Below are 18,508 nucleotides of genomic sequence, written 5' to 3' on the forward strand. Positions count from 1 at the left end.
AGGAGAAATTAAAAATGAAAAAGTTCTTAGCAATTCTACTGTCAATGGTTATGGTAATGTCACTTGCGGCATGCGGAAGCGGCTCTGCAGCTGAATACTACTCAGGTGAAGTTGACTGGGTTGAAGCCGGTTATGAAGGAGACTGCATTATAACAAACCATGTCGGACTGGTACTTAATGGTGACGGAACATATACTCTTGAGGACACATTCCTTGTAAACCAGGTTTCAGGCGCTATCGTTTTCTATACAAAAACCTTCTATACAGGAAAGTATACAGCTGAAAAGGCTGATGCAGACGGAATTAAGACTGTATCTCTTCAGGCACCCACAAGTGCTGTTCAGAACCTGAACGGTGTCGTGGCTACATCAGCTGAGGATGCTGACATTCTTCCTTCCTTCCAGCCTGATTTCTCATCAATCCAGGTTGATACAAACTCACACGCTGTTGTAAGCACAATCCCTCAGCATCAGTAATCTGAGAATAGTAAAAAAGTATACTGAAATGACGTGCGGCTAGCCGGTATTGTACTGGTTAGCCGTTTGCGGTAAAATTTTTTAGAGGACAATTATGAACTTACAACTTTCCATTATCATGTTTATATATGCATCGGAAATGGCGGTCATTACCACGATGATCTGCGCCAGACTTGAAAGACGAAGAGATTTCTTTTCTGGCGCCTGTAAATGCGCTGTACTCACCCTTATATACACTGTTATTTTAGCGTTTTATCAGCCATCTATCCTTGTTATTCACATTCCGATAGTGCTTGTGTCATTTCTTTATGTGTATTTGTGTTATGTTACCAACATTCTTCAGGTGCTGTATATAGTCAGTGCAGGTTATATTATCCAACGGATATCAAGTCTTCTTAATACGCTGATATCGTATTTTTCACCACATTATCTGGCACATGATGCCAATGGCCAAGTCAGTGCTCTATGGTATGTACTTATTTTTGTATGCGACGCAGTTGTTTTTTGGGGGTTTCATTGCCTCGGAGGAAGAGGCTTTGGTATTCCACAGCTTCGCAAAAATGCAACCATCAGAGTTGTAGCCTTTGGAATCTTAGTTGTTCTGATGAATCAGCCCTGGACTCTGGGCATGCTCCACGACGACATAATGCATCACAGCCATACAAGGTACGCGCTGGCTGAGACAATATGGAATTTTATCGCCTGTGTACTTTGTGTGTTTGTTCAGTTTGATATCACTCATATAGACCGACGGGATAATGAACTTGAAATTGCACAAAAGCTGATCAGTGATAAAGAAAGACAGTATAAAATGTCAAAGTCCACTGTGGACGCAATAAACCGCAAATGTCATGACCTTAAATATCAGCTTTCGGCTCTTTCAAAAGGAGAGGATAACCAGAAGCATATTTCAGAGGCTATGGAACTGGTGGAGAGCTTTGATAGTGCGATTCATACAGGGAATGACACTCTGGACATCATATTTACAGAAAAGAACAGCTACTGTAAAAAGCATGATATTGACTTTGTGTGCATGGTGGATGGGGACAAGCTCTCATTTATAGATGTCACTGATCTTTATGTCATGTTTGGGAATATCATAGACAATGCAATAAATGCGGTCAGAATCCTTGAGGATCATTCAAAAAGATCAATATATATTCGAATACATCAGGAAAATCAGCTTCTTTTGATCCAGACTGAAAACGCATTTAAAGGAAGTCTCCAGTTTAAAGACGGCCTTCCCAAAACTACCACAGGTGATGAGTTTAACCACGGATATGGGGTTTCCAGTATAAAAATGATAGCCGAAAAATACGGCGGGAGCCTGAATACCAGAGCTGAGGATAATGTCTTTTATCTGAATATACTGATCCCCATGGAAGGCAAAGAGGAAAGACAATGAAAAAAGTAGCTATCATTGATGACGATGAGAATATCAGAAGCACAATTAAGGAATATCTGAAGAAATATGAGCAGACATCTAAGGAACAGTTTATTGTCAGCGATTTTGCTTTTCCTGAATTGTTTTTGACAAATTATAAACCTGAATATGACATAGTGATGATGGATATTGATATGCCAGGGATGAATGGACTGACTGCGGCCAGGAAACTAAGAGATCTGGACGAGAGAGTGGTTCTTTTGTTTGTCACAAATCTTGCCCAGTATGCTCTTAAAGGCTACGAAGTTGCTGCTACGGATTTTATAGTAAAACCGCTTAAGTATGAAAGGTTCAGTCAGAAACTTGAAAGAGCTCTGAGATTTGTTCCCGAGAGTACTAGGCCTATGCTTATGATCCGAACCGAAAGCGCCACTATTACAGTTGAACTGGATGATATTATTTATGTGGAAGTAAACAAACATGATGTATATTATCACACTGTAAAGGATGTTTACCGGGTGAGGGGGTCGCTAAAACAGGCGGAAGAGGATCTGGGCGATCCCAAATTTTTTGCCTGTGACAAGTCGTGTCTGGTCAATCTCGCCTATGTAGAGGGAGTAAGTGCCGGAACGGTAACGGTAGCCGGAAATGAGCTGTGTGTCAGCAGATCCAAAAAGAAGCCTCTAATTGACGCACTTGCTGCGTTTCATAACAGAAAATGACCTGAGCAAAATAAAAGTGCCTTACAACAGTCTTGTAAGACACTTTTTATCTTTTATATGTGATTATTTATAGAAAACCAGCAGTGAGTTATACAAATCCACTAACCAGCTCTTATATATGTGCGCGCCATCCTTGAGAACCACATATGCGAAGTTTTCTCCGTCTGTGAAGGTATCGGGCATTTCAGCTTTTACCTTATCCATGAATTCATCGTGGTTTGGTTTTGCGAAGTCCATCTTACCGTTTCCGTTGTACCAGAACTTAATAGGATAGTCTTTATAATCTTGTGTAAGAGCTGTCTTGAATGTGTCAAACTCCTGCCATATTCCGGAATAGTTGCCAAAATATGCGAAGATATCAGCATTATCGGTAAGGCCAGAACGGGCAACTGTCATGGAACCTCTTGACAATCCAGCGAATGCTCTGTGATCTCTTGTTGCCACAAGATTCGATTCCGATACATCTTTCCTTGCATAAGTACTATATGTGCTCTCTACAGTGGGGATGATATTGTTTCTGAGTTCCTGGCCGAAGTATACAGGCCAAATGTTCTGAGGGTTGTCGACTTCGCCGCCGTCTTCAGCTTCGGAAGTATAAATATAGCTGTCGCTTCTCTTTTCAGCAAGTGCCTTTGCTTCGTTATCTCCAAGTTCATGACCGTCTACCCTTGAATAGTAGGTGGGACATACAACTATGAGGGGATCGCAAAGTCCGTTTTTTATCATGTTGTCCAGTACGTTTAAGGTTTCTGAACCCCACTGTACAAGCCAGAAATCTTCCATGGGTCCATCTGCGTCGCCTTCCGTTCCGTGGAGCAGGTAAAGAACATTGTACGTTTGTGACTCGTCATAGTTGTAAGGGAGATATACACTCATTTTTTTGTGAATTGTCTCATTAAGCCCCAGCAGATCATTGACTGCATAAGCCGGAGTGTCGTACTCCAGGGATACGACTGAACCCTTCTGGTCACACTCAGTTTTTAATTCATCGATACCTGTGTTTTTCATGGCAAATTCCCACTTGTATTCTGTGGCCGCAGAACTGACCTGAGGCTCTGGGGCTTTGTTGCCGCAGCCTGACAGGACCATGACTGACAAGGCAGCAGCAAAGATGCTTCGTATTTTTCTTTTCATAGTTTCCTCTCCATTTATTTTTTCTTTGATGTTACAGGAGAGGGTACTTCTGCTCAATAAAACAGGCATTAACTGTAAATAAACAGGCACAATCCGTATAATTGTTTCAATCATGTATGCTGTGTCATTGGGATTCACATTACTCGTCATTCTCAGCACAATGCTGCGAGCGTGAAATGTTGGAGGAGACCGGATACAGGACGAAAACTGTGAGCGGATATCTTGATATAGAAGAGTTATTCGATGTGTGGAGGCACATTAACCACTATTTCATATGTGAACTGATTGAAGATACCGGCTGTCAACATCTTACAGAAGCGGAGAAAATTGCAGGTTATACAAGAGTGTGGATACCTCTGCAGCAAGCCATAGAAATATTCGGTAAATATGAAGATTATCATGATAAGGACATTGCTGTTTATGGATTGTACAAACGCGAATATACAGCACTAAAAGAGTATGAAAAGATTATTTGAAATAGATTTAAAAGACTATAAAAAGACGGATTCTGTTTTTCGAAGGCCATCAGCAAGAGCTATCATTATCAAGGTTGACAAGATAGCTCTTGTATATAGCAAACGGGAAAAATACTGTTTGGGATTGCTGATGATGGAACTGTCATTGGTATAGATGATCCAGATCAGAAATGTCTAGATATTGAAAACAAAATTAATGATTCAATTTCACCTAAGCCTGACTATGCCCTTTCAATTAATAGATTAAATAATGTTATAACTTTAGAAATAAATGAGGGAAGATATAAGCCATATCTATACAAAGGAAAAGCTTATAGAAGAAGTGATACTGCTTCTGTTGAGGTTGATCAGGTTGAATTAAAGCGTCTTACGCTTGAGGGAAATAACCTATACTTTGAATCATTGGCTAATGAGGAAAAGGATATGACTTTTGATGAGCTTGAGAAAAGTCTTATTGATAAGTTAGGAATAACAGAAGTTAATGAAAATACACTTAGGACTTTAGGGCTTTATACAATAGAGGGGCAGCTTAATAATGCAGCTTCACTATTATCTGATAAAAATAATTTTTCTGGAATTGATGTTGCTCGTTTTGGTAATTCTATTGATGAAATACTCGATCGAGAGAGTTTTATTCATATGTCGGTAATCACACAGTATAATAAGGCTCTTACTATGTATAGGAGATACTATCAATATGAGCAGATTAAAGGTGCTGATAGAGTTTTAATTGAAAAGGTTCCTGAAAAAGCATTCCGTGAGGCGGTTGCAAATGCATTAGTACATAGAACATGGGATATAAATGCAAATATTAGAATATCGATGTATGAGGATAAGATTGAGATTTCTTCACCCGGTGGGTTGCCAAGTGGAATAAGTGAAGATGAATATTTGCACGGTAATATTTCAACATTAAGAAATCCTGTATTAGGAAATATATTCTTTAGATTACATTATATTGAAATGTTTGGCACAGGAATAAAACGAATTGTTGATGCATACAAAGATTGTCAAATAAAGCCACGATTCGAAATAAAAGAAAATTCAATTACGGTCACGCTTCCTGCATTATCTGCAACAATGTCAGTTACATCAGATGAAAATAATTTGCTAGAGTTGTTAAATGGTGAAATGCGCTATAGTAGCAGTGAAATAGCAGAAAAACTTAATTGGAGCAAAGATAAAACAGTTAGAAATTTGAATAATCTAGTGGATGCAGGCTATGTTATAAAATATGGAACTGGTAGGGGCACGAAATATTCAAAAAAATAGCAAGTCAGCAATAAATTTTCAATTTGCCGAGATGAAGCGATAGCAAGTTATATCTGAAGTTAAATGTGTTTAGCCATTTTCGTAATCAGAATCTTAACAAAAGCTGTAGAACAGCCCATATAGCTGTGTTATCATAAGGCATATGCTTACACTTCAAGTAAGTATGTGCCTTTTACATTTTGCTAGGAGGAGTAATAGATGGTTTTTATTCGATTGATAATTCGTACTATTCTGTAATATGTAACGGATATAAACTGATATTTTTGAATACATGCTATTTAAGCAAAGATGGGGAAGAAGAAATTTTTTATAACAAAAATTTTAAATGTGAAGGCACCGTATACCCTATTGTTCCATTGGAAGAAATGCGATGGTTACAAGAGAAACTAAAAGATGATATGAAGAGTATCATATTTTCGCATCATAGTTTTATAAATGATTTTCCTAAAAGAGGAATTAATAATCGCGAAGAGATTCGTAAGAAATTTGTGAAAAAGCAGGTGCTACTTTGTTTGAATGGTCATGATCACGGAGATGATTATTCTATTGTAGATGGAATACAATACATGACGATTAATTCAGCAAATTATGCATGGTTAGGAACTCAGATTGTAAGTTCAAGAGAATTGCAGGAAAAGTATTCTTATTTGAACGGCATACTTCAATATAAGCAGGCAATGAGTGCATACATAGAAATAAGTGACAATGAGATAAAGGTATGTGGCATGGATGGTGAATATTTATCAGTAACACCAGATGATATTGGATTACCAAACTATAGATGGAATGGAGTATCAATCAGACCACAAATAAGTTCGCATTTAGTTAAATTGTAAAACCGGAATAGAATACTCAAAGATCCTATGCTATATTAGGCATGTGCTTACAAATAAGTAAGTACATGTCTTTTAAAATATGCAAAAAAGGTATTGACCTTACACTTAACTATAATGATAAAACGGTTTCAGAAAGGAGATGCGTGATATGACTATAAAGGAGTTTTCCAATCTGTGTGGATGTAATCCTCAGACTATAAGATACTATGATCACATGAATCTGCTGAAACCGGTTAAGGTGGATGATTGGACAGGATATCGTTATTATGATGAAGGTCAGGCCCTTGACTATGTAAAGATTAAAAATCTTCAGATAGCTGGGTTTACAATAGATGAAATAAAAGTGCTCCTTTGTGCCGATGATGAAACTATCTATGATGCCTTTTCCAAGAAAATCAATGAACAGGAAAAGCTACTTCAAAGAATGATAGAAATCCGCCAGTCATATCAGCGCGAATTAACAGTGATGAAAAATAAAATAGTGGAGCTGCATAAATCAATCAAAGGTTCTATGGAAAGCTATTCGCCTGCTGAGGAGTTTGGTATTAACAGCGAGGAATTCGACGAGATTGTTAAAAACCTGGATTCTTATTTTGATGAAATGCTTGAGAGCGGGGACTATTCTAAGTACAAAATACTAGATTATTCAGAGGAAAACGAGAAAAAAGCGGAACATGATTTTAAGGATTGCTTATCCAATCCTGACTTGGAAATTGTCTATGAATGTCATGAATGGAAAAATGTAAAAGAGTTTTATGACAATATACCAGAACTTATAGATGGTAAAGAATATTTCTTCCAGTTTAAGCTTGATGCTGAAAAAATTAATAACACAGCTTTTGCAAATACATTGCTGGGAATACTGTGCTTGAAGAACAAGAACAAAAAGATGAGTTTAAAATGTAATGTCATTCATTCTGATAATGATAAAAATCACTTCTGGCTTTTAAAAAGAAAAAATGTGGAGGCAGGAAAATAAAATGGGAAAATATACCTTAGAAGAGCTCTATAATCAGGTGACAGAAGCTATAACATCATTGGACTTTGAGCAAATCTGGGAAGGATTCAAACCACTAAAGTTTGCCCTTTATGATGATCAGAAGTGTTATTTTAACGGGGAATATATTGAGAAAACAGCAGATTTTTGCGCTAATACTGCTATAGAATTTCAAGGTGAAACAATAGCTATATGGAATGTCGTAGAAGAACTGAAACCGTCTATCTTGGCATAAAAGATTGTCCATGAAATGTTCCATGCTTTCCAGATGGTACAAGGGTGGGAGTGTTGGGCAAGAGAACTCGAAGCATTGTATAAGTACCAGTACAATGCAGAAAACCTTAGTATTAAGCTTAATGAGAATGTACTATTATTGGAGCTTTTAAAAGAATTCAATGAGGCCAAATACCATGAGCTCATGAGACTTAGAAAGTACCGTAGCGAGAAGTTTCCATATGAATTTTCTTATGAGACTAAAGTCGAGGCTATAGAAGGATCTGCTACATATGTAGAGTGGCAAGCTTTGAAACAGCTTGATATGGATAGTGCTGATAGTTTTGTTGAAAAAATGGAAAAGGTTATGACCCAGCCGGAATACTTTTTCCCCATAAGAATATCCAGCTATAATACTGGGGCACTGTTAATTTATGCTATGCACTGCGCCGAAGAATACTCTTTTACAGCGAAGGAAAGACCTGTGATAGTGTCATTGTTGAAGAATATTCCTTCATTGCAAAACATGGATGATAAAATCATGATTGATGCAGAGGTGGATAAGGCCCTGAAGGTATTTACTGAAGAGTCAAAAAGTATCGTAGAAGCAGCGCTTAGTCATAATGAAGTTGCCTTAAAAGGGCCACTGGAACTGGATGGACTCAACATTTATGACGCAAGATGTTATAACGGCTATCTTACATCTCGAATTGGACTACGCTATAAAGAAAATGGTGAATCAAAGTTGTTCATGGGAGATTATGTAATAAGAATGAAGGATGAAAGAACTATCGATACAGTTTATAAGTGGGTATCATAAGAGGTGAATAATTATTCGCTTTTTCTAGAAAATTGGGATGTTTTTACGTTGGATAGAAAAAGCGCATCGTCGATTATACCGGAAGATAAAATGGCAGAGTTCTGTATGGCTCTGCCTTATTTAAAAATGTATTGACACGGTGTCAAACAGATGATAATATTCAACCATCAACTGACACAGTGTCAACAGAAAGGAGTTACGAAATGACAAAGACATTACCAAAGATTGCACTTGGTGCATGGGCATGGGGCAATGACGGGACATTTGGAGACAACTGGAGCGCAGATTCTCTTAAACCTATATTTGATGCTGCTATGAAGGAGGGACTGAACCTCTGGGATACAGCTTATGTATATGGAATGGGAACTTCAGAGAAAACACTGGGAACATTTTTAAAGGAACTTCCAAGAGATTCATATATTGTTTCGGATAAGTTCACTCCCCAGTGCGCTGATTATTCTTCATCTACACCGGTTGAGGATATGCTTAAGACAGAGTATGAGATGCTTGGAATCGACAGCATGGATATCTACTGGGTACATAATCCTGTGGATGCACCCAAGTGGATAACAGAGGTTGCAAAGTATTTTGAGGGAAAAGAGAATGTTGCTGTGATCGGTGTTTCTAATCATAATCTTGCCGAAATCAAGGAGGCAGACAGAATTCTTCGTGATTATGGACTTAAGCTTGGAGCAGTACAGAACCACTACAGTCTTTTAAACAGATCATCAGAAGATTCAGGAATTGTAGATTACTGCAAGGAAAATGGCATCCAGTTCTGGGCTTACATGGTTCTTGAGCAGGGAGCTCTTTCAGGAAAATATGATACAAAGAATCCAATGCCGGAAGGTTCAGGAAGAGCACAGACTTATAATCCTGTACTTGATAAGCTGGAGATCATGAATGCCAAGCTTAAGGAAGTAGCAGACAAATATGGCGTAGCACCTGCACAGATTCCGATCGCATGGGCAATCGGAAAAGGTGCACTTCCTATCATAGGTGTGACAAAGGTTAACCATGTAGAGGATGCTGTAAAGGCATGTAATATCACTCTTACTGCTGATGAGATTGCTGATCTTGAGAAAACAGCAGACAGCCTTGGGCTTAATCTGATCCGCATGTGGGAAAAGAAGATGGATTAGTTTTTTCTCCTAATTGACGCACTGTCAATAGAATAGTATCATAAGCTAAATTGTATTGATACACATAATTAAAGGAGAGAAATATCATGGCAGTAGAACTTAAAGAGACAATTGACAGAAGAAGAGAGGAAATCATGGATGCCTGTGAAAAGCTGTATGAGACCATGGGCTTTCACAATATCACCATAAAGAATATCAGCACGGAGACCAGCTTTTCCAGACCTTCTATCTACAATTATTTCCAGACCAAGGAAGAAATCTTTTTAGGTATACTTACCCGTGAATATATGAAATGGAATGATGTTCTAAGGAGCATAATAAAAAGAAATGCAGATATGGATAAGGATGCTCTGGCAAGGGCTATTGCAAAATCCATGGAAGAGAGAAAAACGCTTCTTAAGATCTCAGCCATGAACCTTTATGAGATAGAGGATAATAGCAGGGATGAGCTGCTAGTGGAATACAAAAAGGCTTTTAAGGAGACAGTCGAACTCTTTGATAAATGCCTAAAAAAGCATCTTAAGATTGCGGACCAGCAGAGCGAGCAGATAAGATATGCGTTCTTCCCGTATATGTACGGAATCTATCCCTATTCATATCCTACAGAAAAACAGATATCGGCAATGGATGAGGTAAAACTCTCCCATGTTGACGTAACTATTTATGAAATGACCTACCAGTTTTTGAAACTGGTATTGTGATAAAGAAAGAAGGACTTTGGAATGAAGAAGAATATCGGAGCAACACTTGCATTATACCCGGCGCCTGTAATTGTAGTAGGAGCAATGGTAGATGGAAAACCTAACTGGACACTTGTAGCACATGCAGGAACTGTAGCACACAGCCATCTTATGGTATCAATGGTTCAGGCACACTACACCAATAAGGGCATCCGTGAGAACAAGATATTCTCTGTAAACGTAGTTGATGAGTCATGGCTTAAGGAAGCTGATCGTATGGGAGTTATCTCAGGCAATAAGGAAGATAAATCAGAGGCACTCAAATATACAATTGGTGAAAATGGTGCGCCGCTTATTAATGCTGCAAAGGTCTCAATAGAGTGTGAGATGGATCACAACTATGAGCTGGAGAACTTTGATAACTTTATCGGCAAGATCCTTGCTACCTATGCGGATGAGTCTGTTTTGAATGAGGCAGGAAAGATTGATTACCATGTGTTCAAGCCTGTGCTTTTTGAGTTCCCAACCTATGAATATTTTGTAACAGGGGAAAAAGTGGGCGATTGTGCAAAGATGAATCAGTAACAGGTTTTATAAGTCTGCGGTTTCCCGCAGGCTTATTTCAAAGAAGGTATTACAGATGAATATAACAGTTTTAATGGGAAGCCCAAACAAAAAAGCTCAACAAGTATATTGGTGGATGAGTTTAAACGTGGTGCCGAAGAGTCTGGACACAAGGTAGAGGTTCTTGATGTATGTCACATGAATATAAATCCCTGTATTGGATGCATTCAATGTGGATACGAAGGACCATGTGTGCAGAAGGATGATACAGTAATCGTAAAGGATAAACTTTTGTCGTCAGATGTGCTTGTATTTGCTACACCTACATATTTTTCAACTATGAATGGAATGTTAAAAAATCTTATAGACAGATTTTTACCAAAGTGGCAGGATCTCGGAAAACATGATGTATATTTTATAATTACCGGTCATGATGGGAAAAGAGGGCTTGAACTTGTGGAAAAAGAACTCATAACAGTTTTTGAAAATCTTGGGAATACAGTTATGGGGACAATCTGGGGTGAAGGTGTCTGGCAAAAGGGCGAGGTTATGAACACAAAGGCAATGCTGGAAGCATACAAAGCAGGGAAAAATATCTGATTGGAGGTTACTATGAGCATTACAGTCAATTTGCTATACAAAGGAAGGAATGGCACTGCAAAAAAGTTTGCGGAGGAAATGATTAGCAGTGGAACAGTTGATAAGATCCGCAGTGAAGCAGGAAATCTCAAATATGAATATTATCTGTCACTTGATGACCCTGAAACAATACTATTGATAGACAGTTGGGAAGATCAGAAATCCATTGATGTTCACCATGCTTCGTCTATGATGAATACAATTACGGAACTTCGTGATAAATATGACCTTCATATGACTGTGGAAAGATATAGATCTGATGACAGCATGCCTGAGAGGGATGCAGATTTTATACGGAAGTAAGATAATTAAGGATAGAGAGGACGTGATAACATGAGTAAAGCATTAGTCGCATTTTTAGTGCAGGTGGGGTTACTAAACAGGTTGCTAATAAGTTAGCTTCATCTATTAGAGCAGATTTATCTTTAGCTGAAAGCGGATTTGCCTCTAATAATCTGAAAAATCAACAAAATGTATATTCAAGATATGTATAAAATGCCAAAAAACGCAAAAAGACTGATAATTAGCAATATTTGATATACAGCAAGCAATAAATAAGTATTAAAAAAGTTACAAAAATTGTTACAATCTAGATGCTCGAGCAAAAACGAAAACGTTTAAGCACAAAACTAAATATGAAAAGACATTACAAGACAGTGTAAAACTAAAAGGGGGTTTATCGTATGAGAAAGAATATTCCGTTGTTATTATGCGGGTTATTAACAACATCTGCAATATTTGCCGGCACCAGTGTAAATTCTTTAGCTGCGCCTAAGATTGATCCATACAAAACAGTTCAGGCTGAAATAAACTTTGGAAGAGAAGGTGTTGAACAGACTCCTGAGGTTTACAACAACAAGAAAATAACTGTGCTTTCTAACGTTGAAGCAGGGGATTATTGGCTTGTTAAGACTGTAGATTTTAATGAAGGTCTTTCAAAGATGTCAATTACAGTTAAATCCGACTCAGTTGCTCTTATTGAAGTACGTAAGGATGGCGTAGATGGGGAAGTCCTTGGCAGTTTTAAAATTGGTAATACAAATGGAGAGTACAAGACCTACACCGCTAATATGAAAAATGTAGAGGGCAATTTTACAATCGCTTTTGTAGGTGTTCTTGGAAATGTTTCTGTAGATTATTGGTCTGCTGAGAAAGCAGTGGAGACACCTGTTGTAGAGCCCGAACCTTCGCAGGATCCGGAAAAAATTGTTGATCCTTATGGAACCGTAGAAGCAGAGGATTCATATGAATTTGTTGCAGCCGCAGTTCTCGGAAAAGAAGTTGCAGTCAGAGGAAATGGTTATGTGGCTGTTAAGAATGTTGACTTTGGTGATGAAGCAGCAGTAGTACTTAACCTTAATGTTAAGGCATCAAAAGCAGCTCTTTTTGAGATAAGACTTGACGCTGTTGATGGAACTAAAGTTGGTACAATCAAGGTTAATCCCGGTGATTATCAGTCAAGATATGCAACGGTTAATATCACAGGTAAGCATGATGTTTATTTTGTAGCAACTATGTCAGGAGCTACAGTAACATTTGATTCATGGAAAGCGCTCAGAGCTCCGGTTAAACCAAATCCAAATCAGGATCCGGAACCCACTCCAGAGCCACAACCAACACCAGATCCAGAGCCAACTCCGGAACCCGAGCCACAGCCGGTTGAAGGTGGCATGACAACAGATTATACAATAAATAACTGGGGAACAGGCTATCAGGTATCTGTAAAGGTAACAAATGAGTCCAATAAGAGAACTGAGGGATGGACTGTTAAAATTAATAAAGAAGATGTTGATATTGATGCCTGCTGGAACGTTAATGTTACTGAAGAAGGCGGATACTATGTAATTACTCCTGTAGAATGGAACGCAGTAATTGATGCCGGAAAGTCTGTTGAATTCGGTTTCCAGGGTTCATCTCATATTAAAGACAAGATTGAGCTTTTTGCTGTAGGTGAAGTAAAGGATGAGCCCACACCTGAGCCTGAGCAACAGCCGGAGCCAACACCGGATCCAGAGCCAACACCAGATCCGGAGCCAACACCAGAGCCTGAACCGGTAGTAGTTAATGATGGACTTGTTCTTGGATATGACATTAACGGTCAGGGATCATTTACAATCAGCTTTAATGTTTCCAACAATGGCGACAGCGCAGTAAATGGTTGGACTCTTAAACTTAAGAAAAGTCAGCTCACAATAGATAATAGCTGGTGTGTAAAAATTGCTTCAGAAGGTGACTACTATGTGATTACTCCTGAAACATGGAACTATGTAATCAACGCAGGAGATGCAGCATATTTCGGAATTCAGGGATCGGGAGAAGTAGGAGCTACTTTGGATTACATCCTTGAATGAAAAGATTGTGATATTTTTTTGACAGCAAAAATGCAATAAACAAAAAAGGTACTTGTTCTGTATCGACCTCCAAAAGTTAGATCAAAATAATATTTTACCCTTTACCGGATAAAGGCCGGTGATAGAGGTATATATTATAAAATCTAATGATTGGAGGCCGTTTTTTTATCCCCAAATAGCGTTTTGAGTTTAATAAAAGTTTGTTGCTATTAAGTTGTTAGTCAATTTATGTTTATCTCATATAATCTGGTTAACAACAAAACGGTATCAAAAGTTTTTTTGGAGCGATTAATTGTAGAAAAATATAGTAAGAAAGTAGCTTCACAAGAGATTGTCAGTGCAAATTTTTATATTAAAAAATTTAATTAAAGTTATATTAAAAAACAGCAAAGAATAATACAATTCAATCCCTGGGTAGTATAATAAATTGTAAACTTCAAGACGGTATTATGTTCACAATTTGGAGGACTATCATGGAACAAAAAGATATCAGCTTCTTAAACAGTGTAAAGACAAAACTAATATCTACAATGATGCTTATTACAGTCATTCCACTTGTAATTGCTATTATTGTAAGCTATGTCACATCTACCAATAAGGCGCTGCAAGATGCACAGGATTCCCTTGAATGGCAGGCCTGGTATGTACATAGTAGTTTTGAAAAAGTAGTGGACACTAATTTCGATATGATCAATAGTATTGCCGGTAACCCTACTATTATTCAATACGTAATAGGCGAAGCCGGCATTCCTTTTGATGCGGTGCAGGCTACACTTCATGAGTGTGATCAGGTTCTTAATGATGGTCAGAATACAGCAATAACAAATGATAAAGGAATGCAGATTGCCAGAGGCGCAGGCGATTGTATTGATGTTTCAGATCGTGAATACTTTACAGAAGCAATTGCTGGCAACAATTATGTTTCTAACGTAACAGTTAGCAAAACAACCAACAAAAGAATGATCACCTTTTCTGTTCCTATTAAGAACGGTGACAAAGTTATTGGCATTGTGCATAGAAATTATGACTTGGACAGCCTTCATGCGATTCTTGCTGAAGATGCTAACACAGCATTTGTTGTTGACAGGGATGGTATGGTAGCTGCTCATGCAGAATATGAGATTGGTGAAGGAAAACATGATGAGGTTACAGTGTCATCATCTGAGTTCTATACATCAGGTCTTAGCAGTGGTTTCTACAAATCCAGTACTTCTTTTGGTACTAATTACATGGCATATGTAAAGGAGCCAAAATCAGGATTTGTCGTTGTTACTGCCAGAGATGCAAAGGTTATCATGTCTGCAGCAAGGCAATCAGCGATAATTGTCATTTGTGTAGGTGTTGTATTACTGATAATTGCGATTGCTATATCATTTGTTATATCAAAGAGCTTTACAGAACCGATAAAATCAGTTGGAATGTCTTTGGAGGCATTGGCAGATGGACGTTTTGTCAAAGTTGAGAAGCATGATGCAAGAAAAGATGAGTTTGGAGCTATTTCCAAAGCTACAAATGCAGTAATAGATAAACTTGATGAAATTGTAAACAATATCAAAATGTCAGCTTCTGATGTTGGAAAATCATCCGGTGAGTTATCTGATATGGCTGATCAGATTTCTCAGACTGCTGAAGATGTGTCAAATGCTGTTCAGGAAATTGCATCAGGTGCAACCCAGCAGGCTGATGAAATTCAATCTGCATCTGAGAATGTCGGAAGAATTGGAGATGCCATAGCCGGTGTACAGAATTCTTCTGATGATCTTACAAATATTGCGCAGAAGATGAAAGAAGCGTCAGAATTATCCAGCAAGTCACTTCATTCCTTAAAGGAATCATCAAATGAAATGACAGAAAAGATTGGTGATATCTCTCAGACTATTCAGGCAACCAAAGATGCTGTTAATAATATCAGTGAAAAGGTTGAAGGAATTACATCAATTGCAACACAGACTAATCTTCTTTCACTTAATGCATCAATTGAAGCTGCAAGAGCAGGTGAAGCCGGAAAAGGCTTTGCAGTTGTTGCTGAAGAAATTGGTAAGCTTGCAGAAGATTCCAAACAGATGGCAGATGATATAAAGAAGGAGATGGAACAGCTTCTTGCACAGTCTGATGCAGCAGTTGCAGCCGCTGAGGATGTTAAGCAGGGTAATAATGAACAGCAGATTGCTCTTGGAGAGACACTTGAAGCAGTTAATGGAATGTTGGATGATATCGGAAATACTGTTGACGGTGTTCAGCTTATTTCAGATGGCGCACAGACCTGTGATAGTTCAAAGAATGCTGTTGTAGATACAATGAGTGCTCTTTCAGCTATTTCTGAAGAAAATGCAGCCTCATCAGAAGAAACAGGCGCTTCTATGGAAGAACTTTCAGCTACGGTTACGACACTGGCATCCTCTGCTAATAGCCTCAAAGACATAGCAGAGCAGCTCAACCAAGAGATGCAGTTCTTCAAATCATGAAGTGAAAAGCTCACATAGTTGGCGTAATAATAGCTTTTATATGTCGCTTTGAGAAAAAAGATAATCATATGTGATATTTGTATTGATAAAGACAATACTTTTTTATCCAAATTAGCACTCTCTATTGAAGAGTGCTAATTTTGTGTTACATTATCTATAGAACAAAGGAACAGAGAAGAACGTTAGGACTTAACTTTCCTAAGATCCAAACCCTCCGTCCCAATGCTCAATAACAGTAAATTGTTTTTGTGCAAAGGAGGAATGTATTATGTTAACACCTAGTATTTTTGAAGAGAACTTTATGGATGATTTGTTTGGTTTCCCTATGAAGGAATTCGATGACATGGAGAAAAAACTCTATGGAAGAAAAGCAAACAGAATGATGAAAACCGATATAAGGGAAAAAGATGACAAATATGAGGTCTCAATCGATCTGCCGGGCTTTAAGAAGGAAGAGATAACTGTTGAACTTGATAAAGGTTACCTGACAATTAACGCCGCCAAAGGTCTTGATAAGGATGAAAATGACAAGAAAGGTAAACTTATCCGTCAGGAAAGATATGCAGGTTCAATGACAAGAAGCTTCTATGTAGGTGAAAATGTTGAAAAAGGTGATATTGAAGCAACTTACAGACATGGTGTACTTACGTTGACACTTGCTAAGAAAGCAATGGAAAATAAGATTCCTGAGAAGAATCTGATAGCCATAGAAGGCTAAAAATATTTTTTCTATATGTTTTATGTCTTCCGGCACTCATATAGTGCCGGAAGATTTTTTATGATATAGGAATTTTCTCCGAAATTCCTATATCATAAAAAGCGCTCCGCTATGGATGCGCATTTGTGCGAGATGAAAATGATGCTAAAGCATCCGCGCCTCGCGCGAGAATGTCGCAAGCGACATTCTTTTTTATTGAGTAAAATGTTTTATAATATAGTAGAAACGATGATTATTACACACCCGATTAAGAGGTAATAAATTATGTCTTATGAACCAGCTATAGATAAGATACTTAATGGTGGAACTGGAGAAGTTGATACAGAAATGGCGCTGTACTATCTTGTGTCAAAGGAGAAAGCTCGAAAAAAGCTGAGTAAGGATAAGTATAAAGAATTTGAGACTGTTTATGAGGGCATGATTGACAGATGTGAGGATAAGACAGAGATTGATAGAGAAAGACTTATAAATAGGTTGGTTGTCCTTGGGCATCTGTTTGAGAAAGGGCATAAGATTGAGTTGCCAGATATAGCAGATGATGAGATGGACAAAGACATCTTTGATCTTGTCAAAGAAAGAATATTTCTGTTTGACAGATATATTTTTATGTATGAAAAGAAACTGGGTGAGTTCTTTACGAATTTTATTGACAAGTTCCATAAAGAATGCGATAAGCCGCACCAGGTATATGCACTGGCAGGAATGTATTATCAGGCTGTAGGGACTTTGATGTATGGGGAGAATAATACTCCTGAGGATATCATTCCATATTTCTATTCTCAGGTTCACTTAAACTTAAATCATCAGGGGGCAATAGTATATAAAATGCTCCTAAACTTTCTCAGCAAAAAGAGCTTTGAAGAAGATGTCAGTGATGAAGTAGCCGATTTTTATGTAGAGCTCATGGATTTGTACAGGGATCCGCTTGTAGGAGGATTTGATGACTGGATGAAAAAAGGGGCCAGGGCTTTCCTTCGCAGATGTGGTACAACAAGAGAAGAACTGGTAGAAGAGATTTATGAACTGATACGAAAAGAGCAGATTACCAAAGAAATGATAGAAGAGGTCTTTGAGTACCACGGCAGAGTGGACCAGGCTCCGGACGAATTTTCAGAGATTTCATTCCCAGCCGGGCTTGATGGTCCTGCTATAAGAACAAAGAAAAAAGTCTATCCCAACGATCCATGCCCATGTGGTTCAGGAAAAAAATATAAAAAATGCTGCGGACATGATTATGGAATTAAGGGAAACGATTAAGATTGTTTTACAAAGAAGCCAAATAATGGTATATTCCTGTCTTTGACAGTACAACAATAATAATCCTGTCTTTGACAGGATAACAATAATAATCAACGCCGAAAGCCTTGAATTGTCTGACTTTCGGCGTTATCTTTGTGCTTCTTGAAATATAGTAATATTACCTTTGTTTACTCTGTTTTTCTATTGTTCTCATATCAGATTTGGTAATGAACTCATAGTCAGTTCTGAATCCGCATATTTTGTGGAGGGCATCAGTTAGTTCGTCTCGAACATAAGTGGGCATGTATCCCTGCCCTTTTATGTCTGCAAAATTAATTGATTTCAACTTATCCAGGATTTCTTCGCAGGTATACTTGCTC

General features: G+C 38.1%; 19 protein-coding genes and 3 pseudogenes. 20 read left to right on the forward strand and 2 right to left on the reverse strand.

Annotated elements, in window-relative coordinates; translation table 11 throughout:
• Positions 1-14 precede the first annotated feature (14 nt).
• The 3 genes from BM086_RS19095 to BM086_RS19105 all read left to right on the forward strand — a co-directional run bounded on the left by BM086_RS19095 (position 15) and on the right by BM086_RS19105 (position 2,582).
• Positions 15-476, forward strand: coding sequence for a hypothetical protein (locus tag BM086_RS19095; RefSeq protein ID WP_092331510.1), 462 nt, complete (start codon positions 15-17; stop codon positions 474-476).
• A 94-nt stretch (positions 477-570) separates the two neighbouring features.
• The gene (locus BM086_RS19100) at positions 571-1,881 is read left to right on the forward strand and encodes an ATP-binding protein (protein WP_092331514.1); all 1,311 of its coding nucleotides are present in this window, start codon (positions 571-573) and stop codon (positions 1,879-1,881) included.
• Complete coding sequence (locus BM086_RS19105; RefSeq protein WP_092331519.1) at positions 1,878-2,582, forward strand: LytR/AlgR family response regulator transcription factor; 705 nt, start codon at positions 1,878-1,880, stop codon at positions 2,580-2,582. Before BM086_RS19100 ends, BM086_RS19105 begins: the two co-directional genes overlap by 4 nt.
• 63 nt (positions 2,583-2,645) lie before the next feature.
• On the opposite strand, the gene BM086_RS19110 is transcribed toward BM086_RS19105, so the two are convergent.
• Entirely contained in the window at positions 2,646-3,716 is a 1,071-nt protein-coding gene (locus BM086_RS19110; RefSeq protein ID WP_175560387.1) for an alpha/beta hydrolase-fold protein, read from the reverse strand.
• 116 nt (positions 3,717-3,832) lie between these two features.
• Here BM086_RS19110 and BM086_RS19115 point away from each other — a divergent pair, with 116 nt between their 5' ends.
• From BM086_RS19115 to BM086_RS22150, 17 genes and pseudogenes are all read left to right on the forward strand, one after another.
• Positions 3,833-4,192 carry an NUDIX domain-containing protein gene (locus tag BM086_RS19115; RefSeq protein ID WP_175560391.1) on the forward strand — a complete coding sequence of 120 codons (360 nt, stop codon included), beginning with the start codon at positions 3,833-3,835 and terminating at the stop codon, positions 4,190-4,192.
• Positions 4,176-4,346, forward strand: a complete 171-nt coding sequence (locus tag BM086_RS21135; protein WP_175560388.1) for a hypothetical protein — start codon at positions 4,176-4,178, stop codon at positions 4,344-4,346. The genes BM086_RS19115 and BM086_RS21135 overlap by 17 nt, the downstream gene beginning before the upstream one ends.
• Positions 4,343-4,474 (forward strand): annotated as a pseudogene (locus BM086_RS22015) (AAA family ATPase); the annotation flags it as partial. The gene BM086_RS21135 and the pseudogene BM086_RS22015, both read left to right, overlap by 4 nt.
• A 141-nt stretch (positions 4,475-4,615) precedes the next feature.
• Complete coding sequence (locus tag BM086_RS19120) at positions 4,616-5,464, forward strand: ATP-binding protein (RefSeq protein ID WP_242952273.1); 849 nt, start codon at positions 4,616-4,618, stop codon at positions 5,462-5,464.
• Between the two features lie 263 nt (positions 5,465-5,727).
• A complete protein-coding gene (locus tag BM086_RS19125) occupies positions 5,728-6,300 on the forward strand; it encodes a metallophosphoesterase family protein (protein WP_141107798.1) in 573 nt (190 codons plus the stop codon).
• Between the two features lie 148 nt (positions 6,301-6,448).
• A complete protein-coding gene (locus tag BM086_RS19130; protein WP_175560389.1) occupies positions 6,449-7,279 on the forward strand; it encodes a MerR family transcriptional regulator in 831 nt (276 codons plus the stop codon).
• A 1-nt stretch (position 7,280) separates the two neighbouring features.
• The gene (locus BM086_RS19135; protein ID WP_092331540.1) at positions 7,281-7,532 is read left to right on the forward strand and encodes a hypothetical protein; all 252 of its coding nucleotides are present in this window, start codon (positions 7,281-7,283) and stop codon (positions 7,530-7,532) included.
• 75 nt (positions 7,533-7,607) lie between these two features.
• Positions 7,608-8,330, forward strand: a complete 723-nt coding sequence (locus BM086_RS19140) for a hypothetical protein (RefSeq protein WP_092331544.1) — start codon at positions 7,608-7,610, stop codon at positions 8,328-8,330.
• Positions 8,331-8,533: 203 nt separating this feature from the next.
• On the forward strand, positions 8,534-9,472 hold the full coding sequence (locus BM086_RS19145; RefSeq protein ID WP_092331549.1) for an aldo/keto reductase: 939 nt from the start codon (positions 8,534-8,536) through the stop codon (positions 9,470-9,472).
• A gap of 86 nt (positions 9,473-9,558) precedes the next feature.
• Entirely contained in the window at positions 9,559-10,173 is a 615-nt protein-coding gene (locus BM086_RS19150; RefSeq protein WP_092331553.1) for a TetR/AcrR family transcriptional regulator, read from the forward strand.
• 21 nt (positions 10,174-10,194) lie between these two features.
• Positions 10,195-10,737 (forward strand): flavin reductase family protein, encoded by a 543-nt coding sequence (locus tag BM086_RS19155; RefSeq protein WP_092331557.1) that lies wholly within the window; start codon positions 10,195-10,197, stop codon positions 10,735-10,737.
• Positions 10,738-10,785: 48 nt separating this feature from the next.
• Complete coding sequence (locus BM086_RS19160; RefSeq protein ID WP_092331561.1) at positions 10,786-11,316, forward strand: flavodoxin family protein; 531 nt, start codon at positions 10,786-10,788, stop codon at positions 11,314-11,316.
• Positions 11,317-11,328: 12 nt separating this feature from the next.
• Positions 11,329-11,658, forward strand: coding sequence for a putative quinol monooxygenase (locus BM086_RS19165; RefSeq protein ID WP_092331566.1), 330 nt, complete (start codon positions 11,329-11,331; stop codon positions 11,656-11,658).
• A gap of 380 nt (positions 11,659-12,038) precedes the next feature.
• Complete coding sequence (locus BM086_RS19170; RefSeq protein ID WP_092331571.1) at positions 12,039-13,706, forward strand: cellulose binding domain-containing protein; 1,668 nt, start codon at positions 12,039-12,041, stop codon at positions 13,704-13,706.
• Between the two features lie 473 nt (positions 13,707-14,179).
• Positions 14,180-16,171 (forward strand): methyl-accepting chemotaxis protein, encoded by a 1,992-nt coding sequence (locus tag BM086_RS19175; protein WP_242952275.1) that lies wholly within the window; start codon positions 14,180-14,182, stop codon positions 16,169-16,171.
• A 268-nt stretch (positions 16,172-16,439) separates the two neighbouring features.
• Complete coding sequence (locus BM086_RS19180; RefSeq protein ID WP_092331581.1) at positions 16,440-16,889, forward strand: Hsp20/alpha crystallin family protein; 450 nt, start codon at positions 16,440-16,442, stop codon at positions 16,887-16,889.
• A gap of 1,152 nt (positions 16,890-18,041) precedes the next feature.
• Positions 18,042-18,146 (forward strand): annotated as a pseudogene (locus tag BM086_RS22150) (SEC-C metal-binding domain-containing protein); the annotation flags it as partial.
• 160 nt (positions 18,147-18,306) lie between these two features.
• Here BM086_RS22150 and BM086_RS21300 read toward each other — a convergent pair.
• Positions 18,307-18,508 (reverse strand): annotated as a pseudogene (locus BM086_RS21300) (IS1634 family transposase); the annotation flags it as partial.

The sequence above is a fragment of the Butyrivibrio sp. YAB3001 genome, assembly GCF_900112195.1.
Lineage (GTDB): Bacteria > Bacillota > Clostridia > Lachnospirales > Lachnospiraceae > Butyrivibrio.

Bases quoted from the DNA above. Each gene is read 5' to 3' on its own strand.
- BM086_RS19095 (WP_092331510.1), top strand. From the start codon at position 15: ATGAAAAAGTTCTTAGCAATTCTACTGTCAATGGTTATGGTAATGTCA.
- BM086_RS19100 (WP_092331514.1), top strand. From the start codon at position 571: ATGAACTTACAACTTTCCATTATCATGTTTATATATGCATCGGAAATG.
- BM086_RS19105 (WP_092331519.1), top strand. From the start codon at position 1,878: ATGAAAAAAGTAGCTATCATTGATGACGATGAGAATATCAGAAGCACA.
- BM086_RS19110 (WP_175560387.1), bottom strand. From the start codon at position 3,716: ATGAAAAGAAAAATACGAAGCATCTTTGCTGCTGCCTTGTCAGTCATG.
- BM086_RS19115 (WP_175560391.1), top strand. From the start codon at position 3,833: ATGCTGTGTCATTGGGATTCACATTACTCGTCATTCTCAGCACAATGC.
- BM086_RS21135 (WP_175560388.1), top strand. From the start codon at position 4,176: ATGAAAAGATTATTTGAAATAGATTTAAAAGACTATAAAAAGACGGAT.
- BM086_RS19120 (WP_242952273.1), top strand. From the start codon at position 4,616: ATGACTTTTGATGAGCTTGAGAAAAGTCTTATTGATAAGTTAGGAATA.
- BM086_RS19130 (WP_175560389.1), top strand. From the start codon at position 6,449: ATGACTATAAAGGAGTTTTCCAATCTGTGTGGATGTAATCCTCAGACT.
- BM086_RS19135 (WP_092331540.1), top strand. From the start codon at position 7,281: ATGGGAAAATATACCTTAGAAGAGCTCTATAATCAGGTGACAGAAGCT.
- BM086_RS19145 (WP_092331549.1), top strand. From the start codon at position 8,534: ATGACAAAGACATTACCAAAGATTGCACTTGGTGCATGGGCATGGGGC.
- BM086_RS19150 (WP_092331553.1), top strand. From the start codon at position 9,559: ATGGCAGTAGAACTTAAAGAGACAATTGACAGAAGAAGAGAGGAAATC.
- BM086_RS19155 (WP_092331557.1), top strand. From the start codon at position 10,195: ATGAAGAAGAATATCGGAGCAACACTTGCATTATACCCGGCGCCTGTA.
- BM086_RS19165 (WP_092331566.1), top strand. From the start codon at position 11,329: ATGAGCATTACAGTCAATTTGCTATACAAAGGAAGGAATGGCACTGCA.
- BM086_RS19170 (WP_092331571.1), top strand. From the start codon at position 12,039: ATGAGAAAGAATATTCCGTTGTTATTATGCGGGTTATTAACAACATCT.
- BM086_RS19175 (WP_242952275.1), top strand. From the start codon at position 14,180: ATGGAACAAAAAGATATCAGCTTCTTAAACAGTGTAAAGACAAAACTA.
- BM086_RS19180 (WP_092331581.1), top strand. From the start codon at position 16,440: ATGTTAACACCTAGTATTTTTGAAGAGAACTTTATGGATGATTTGTTT.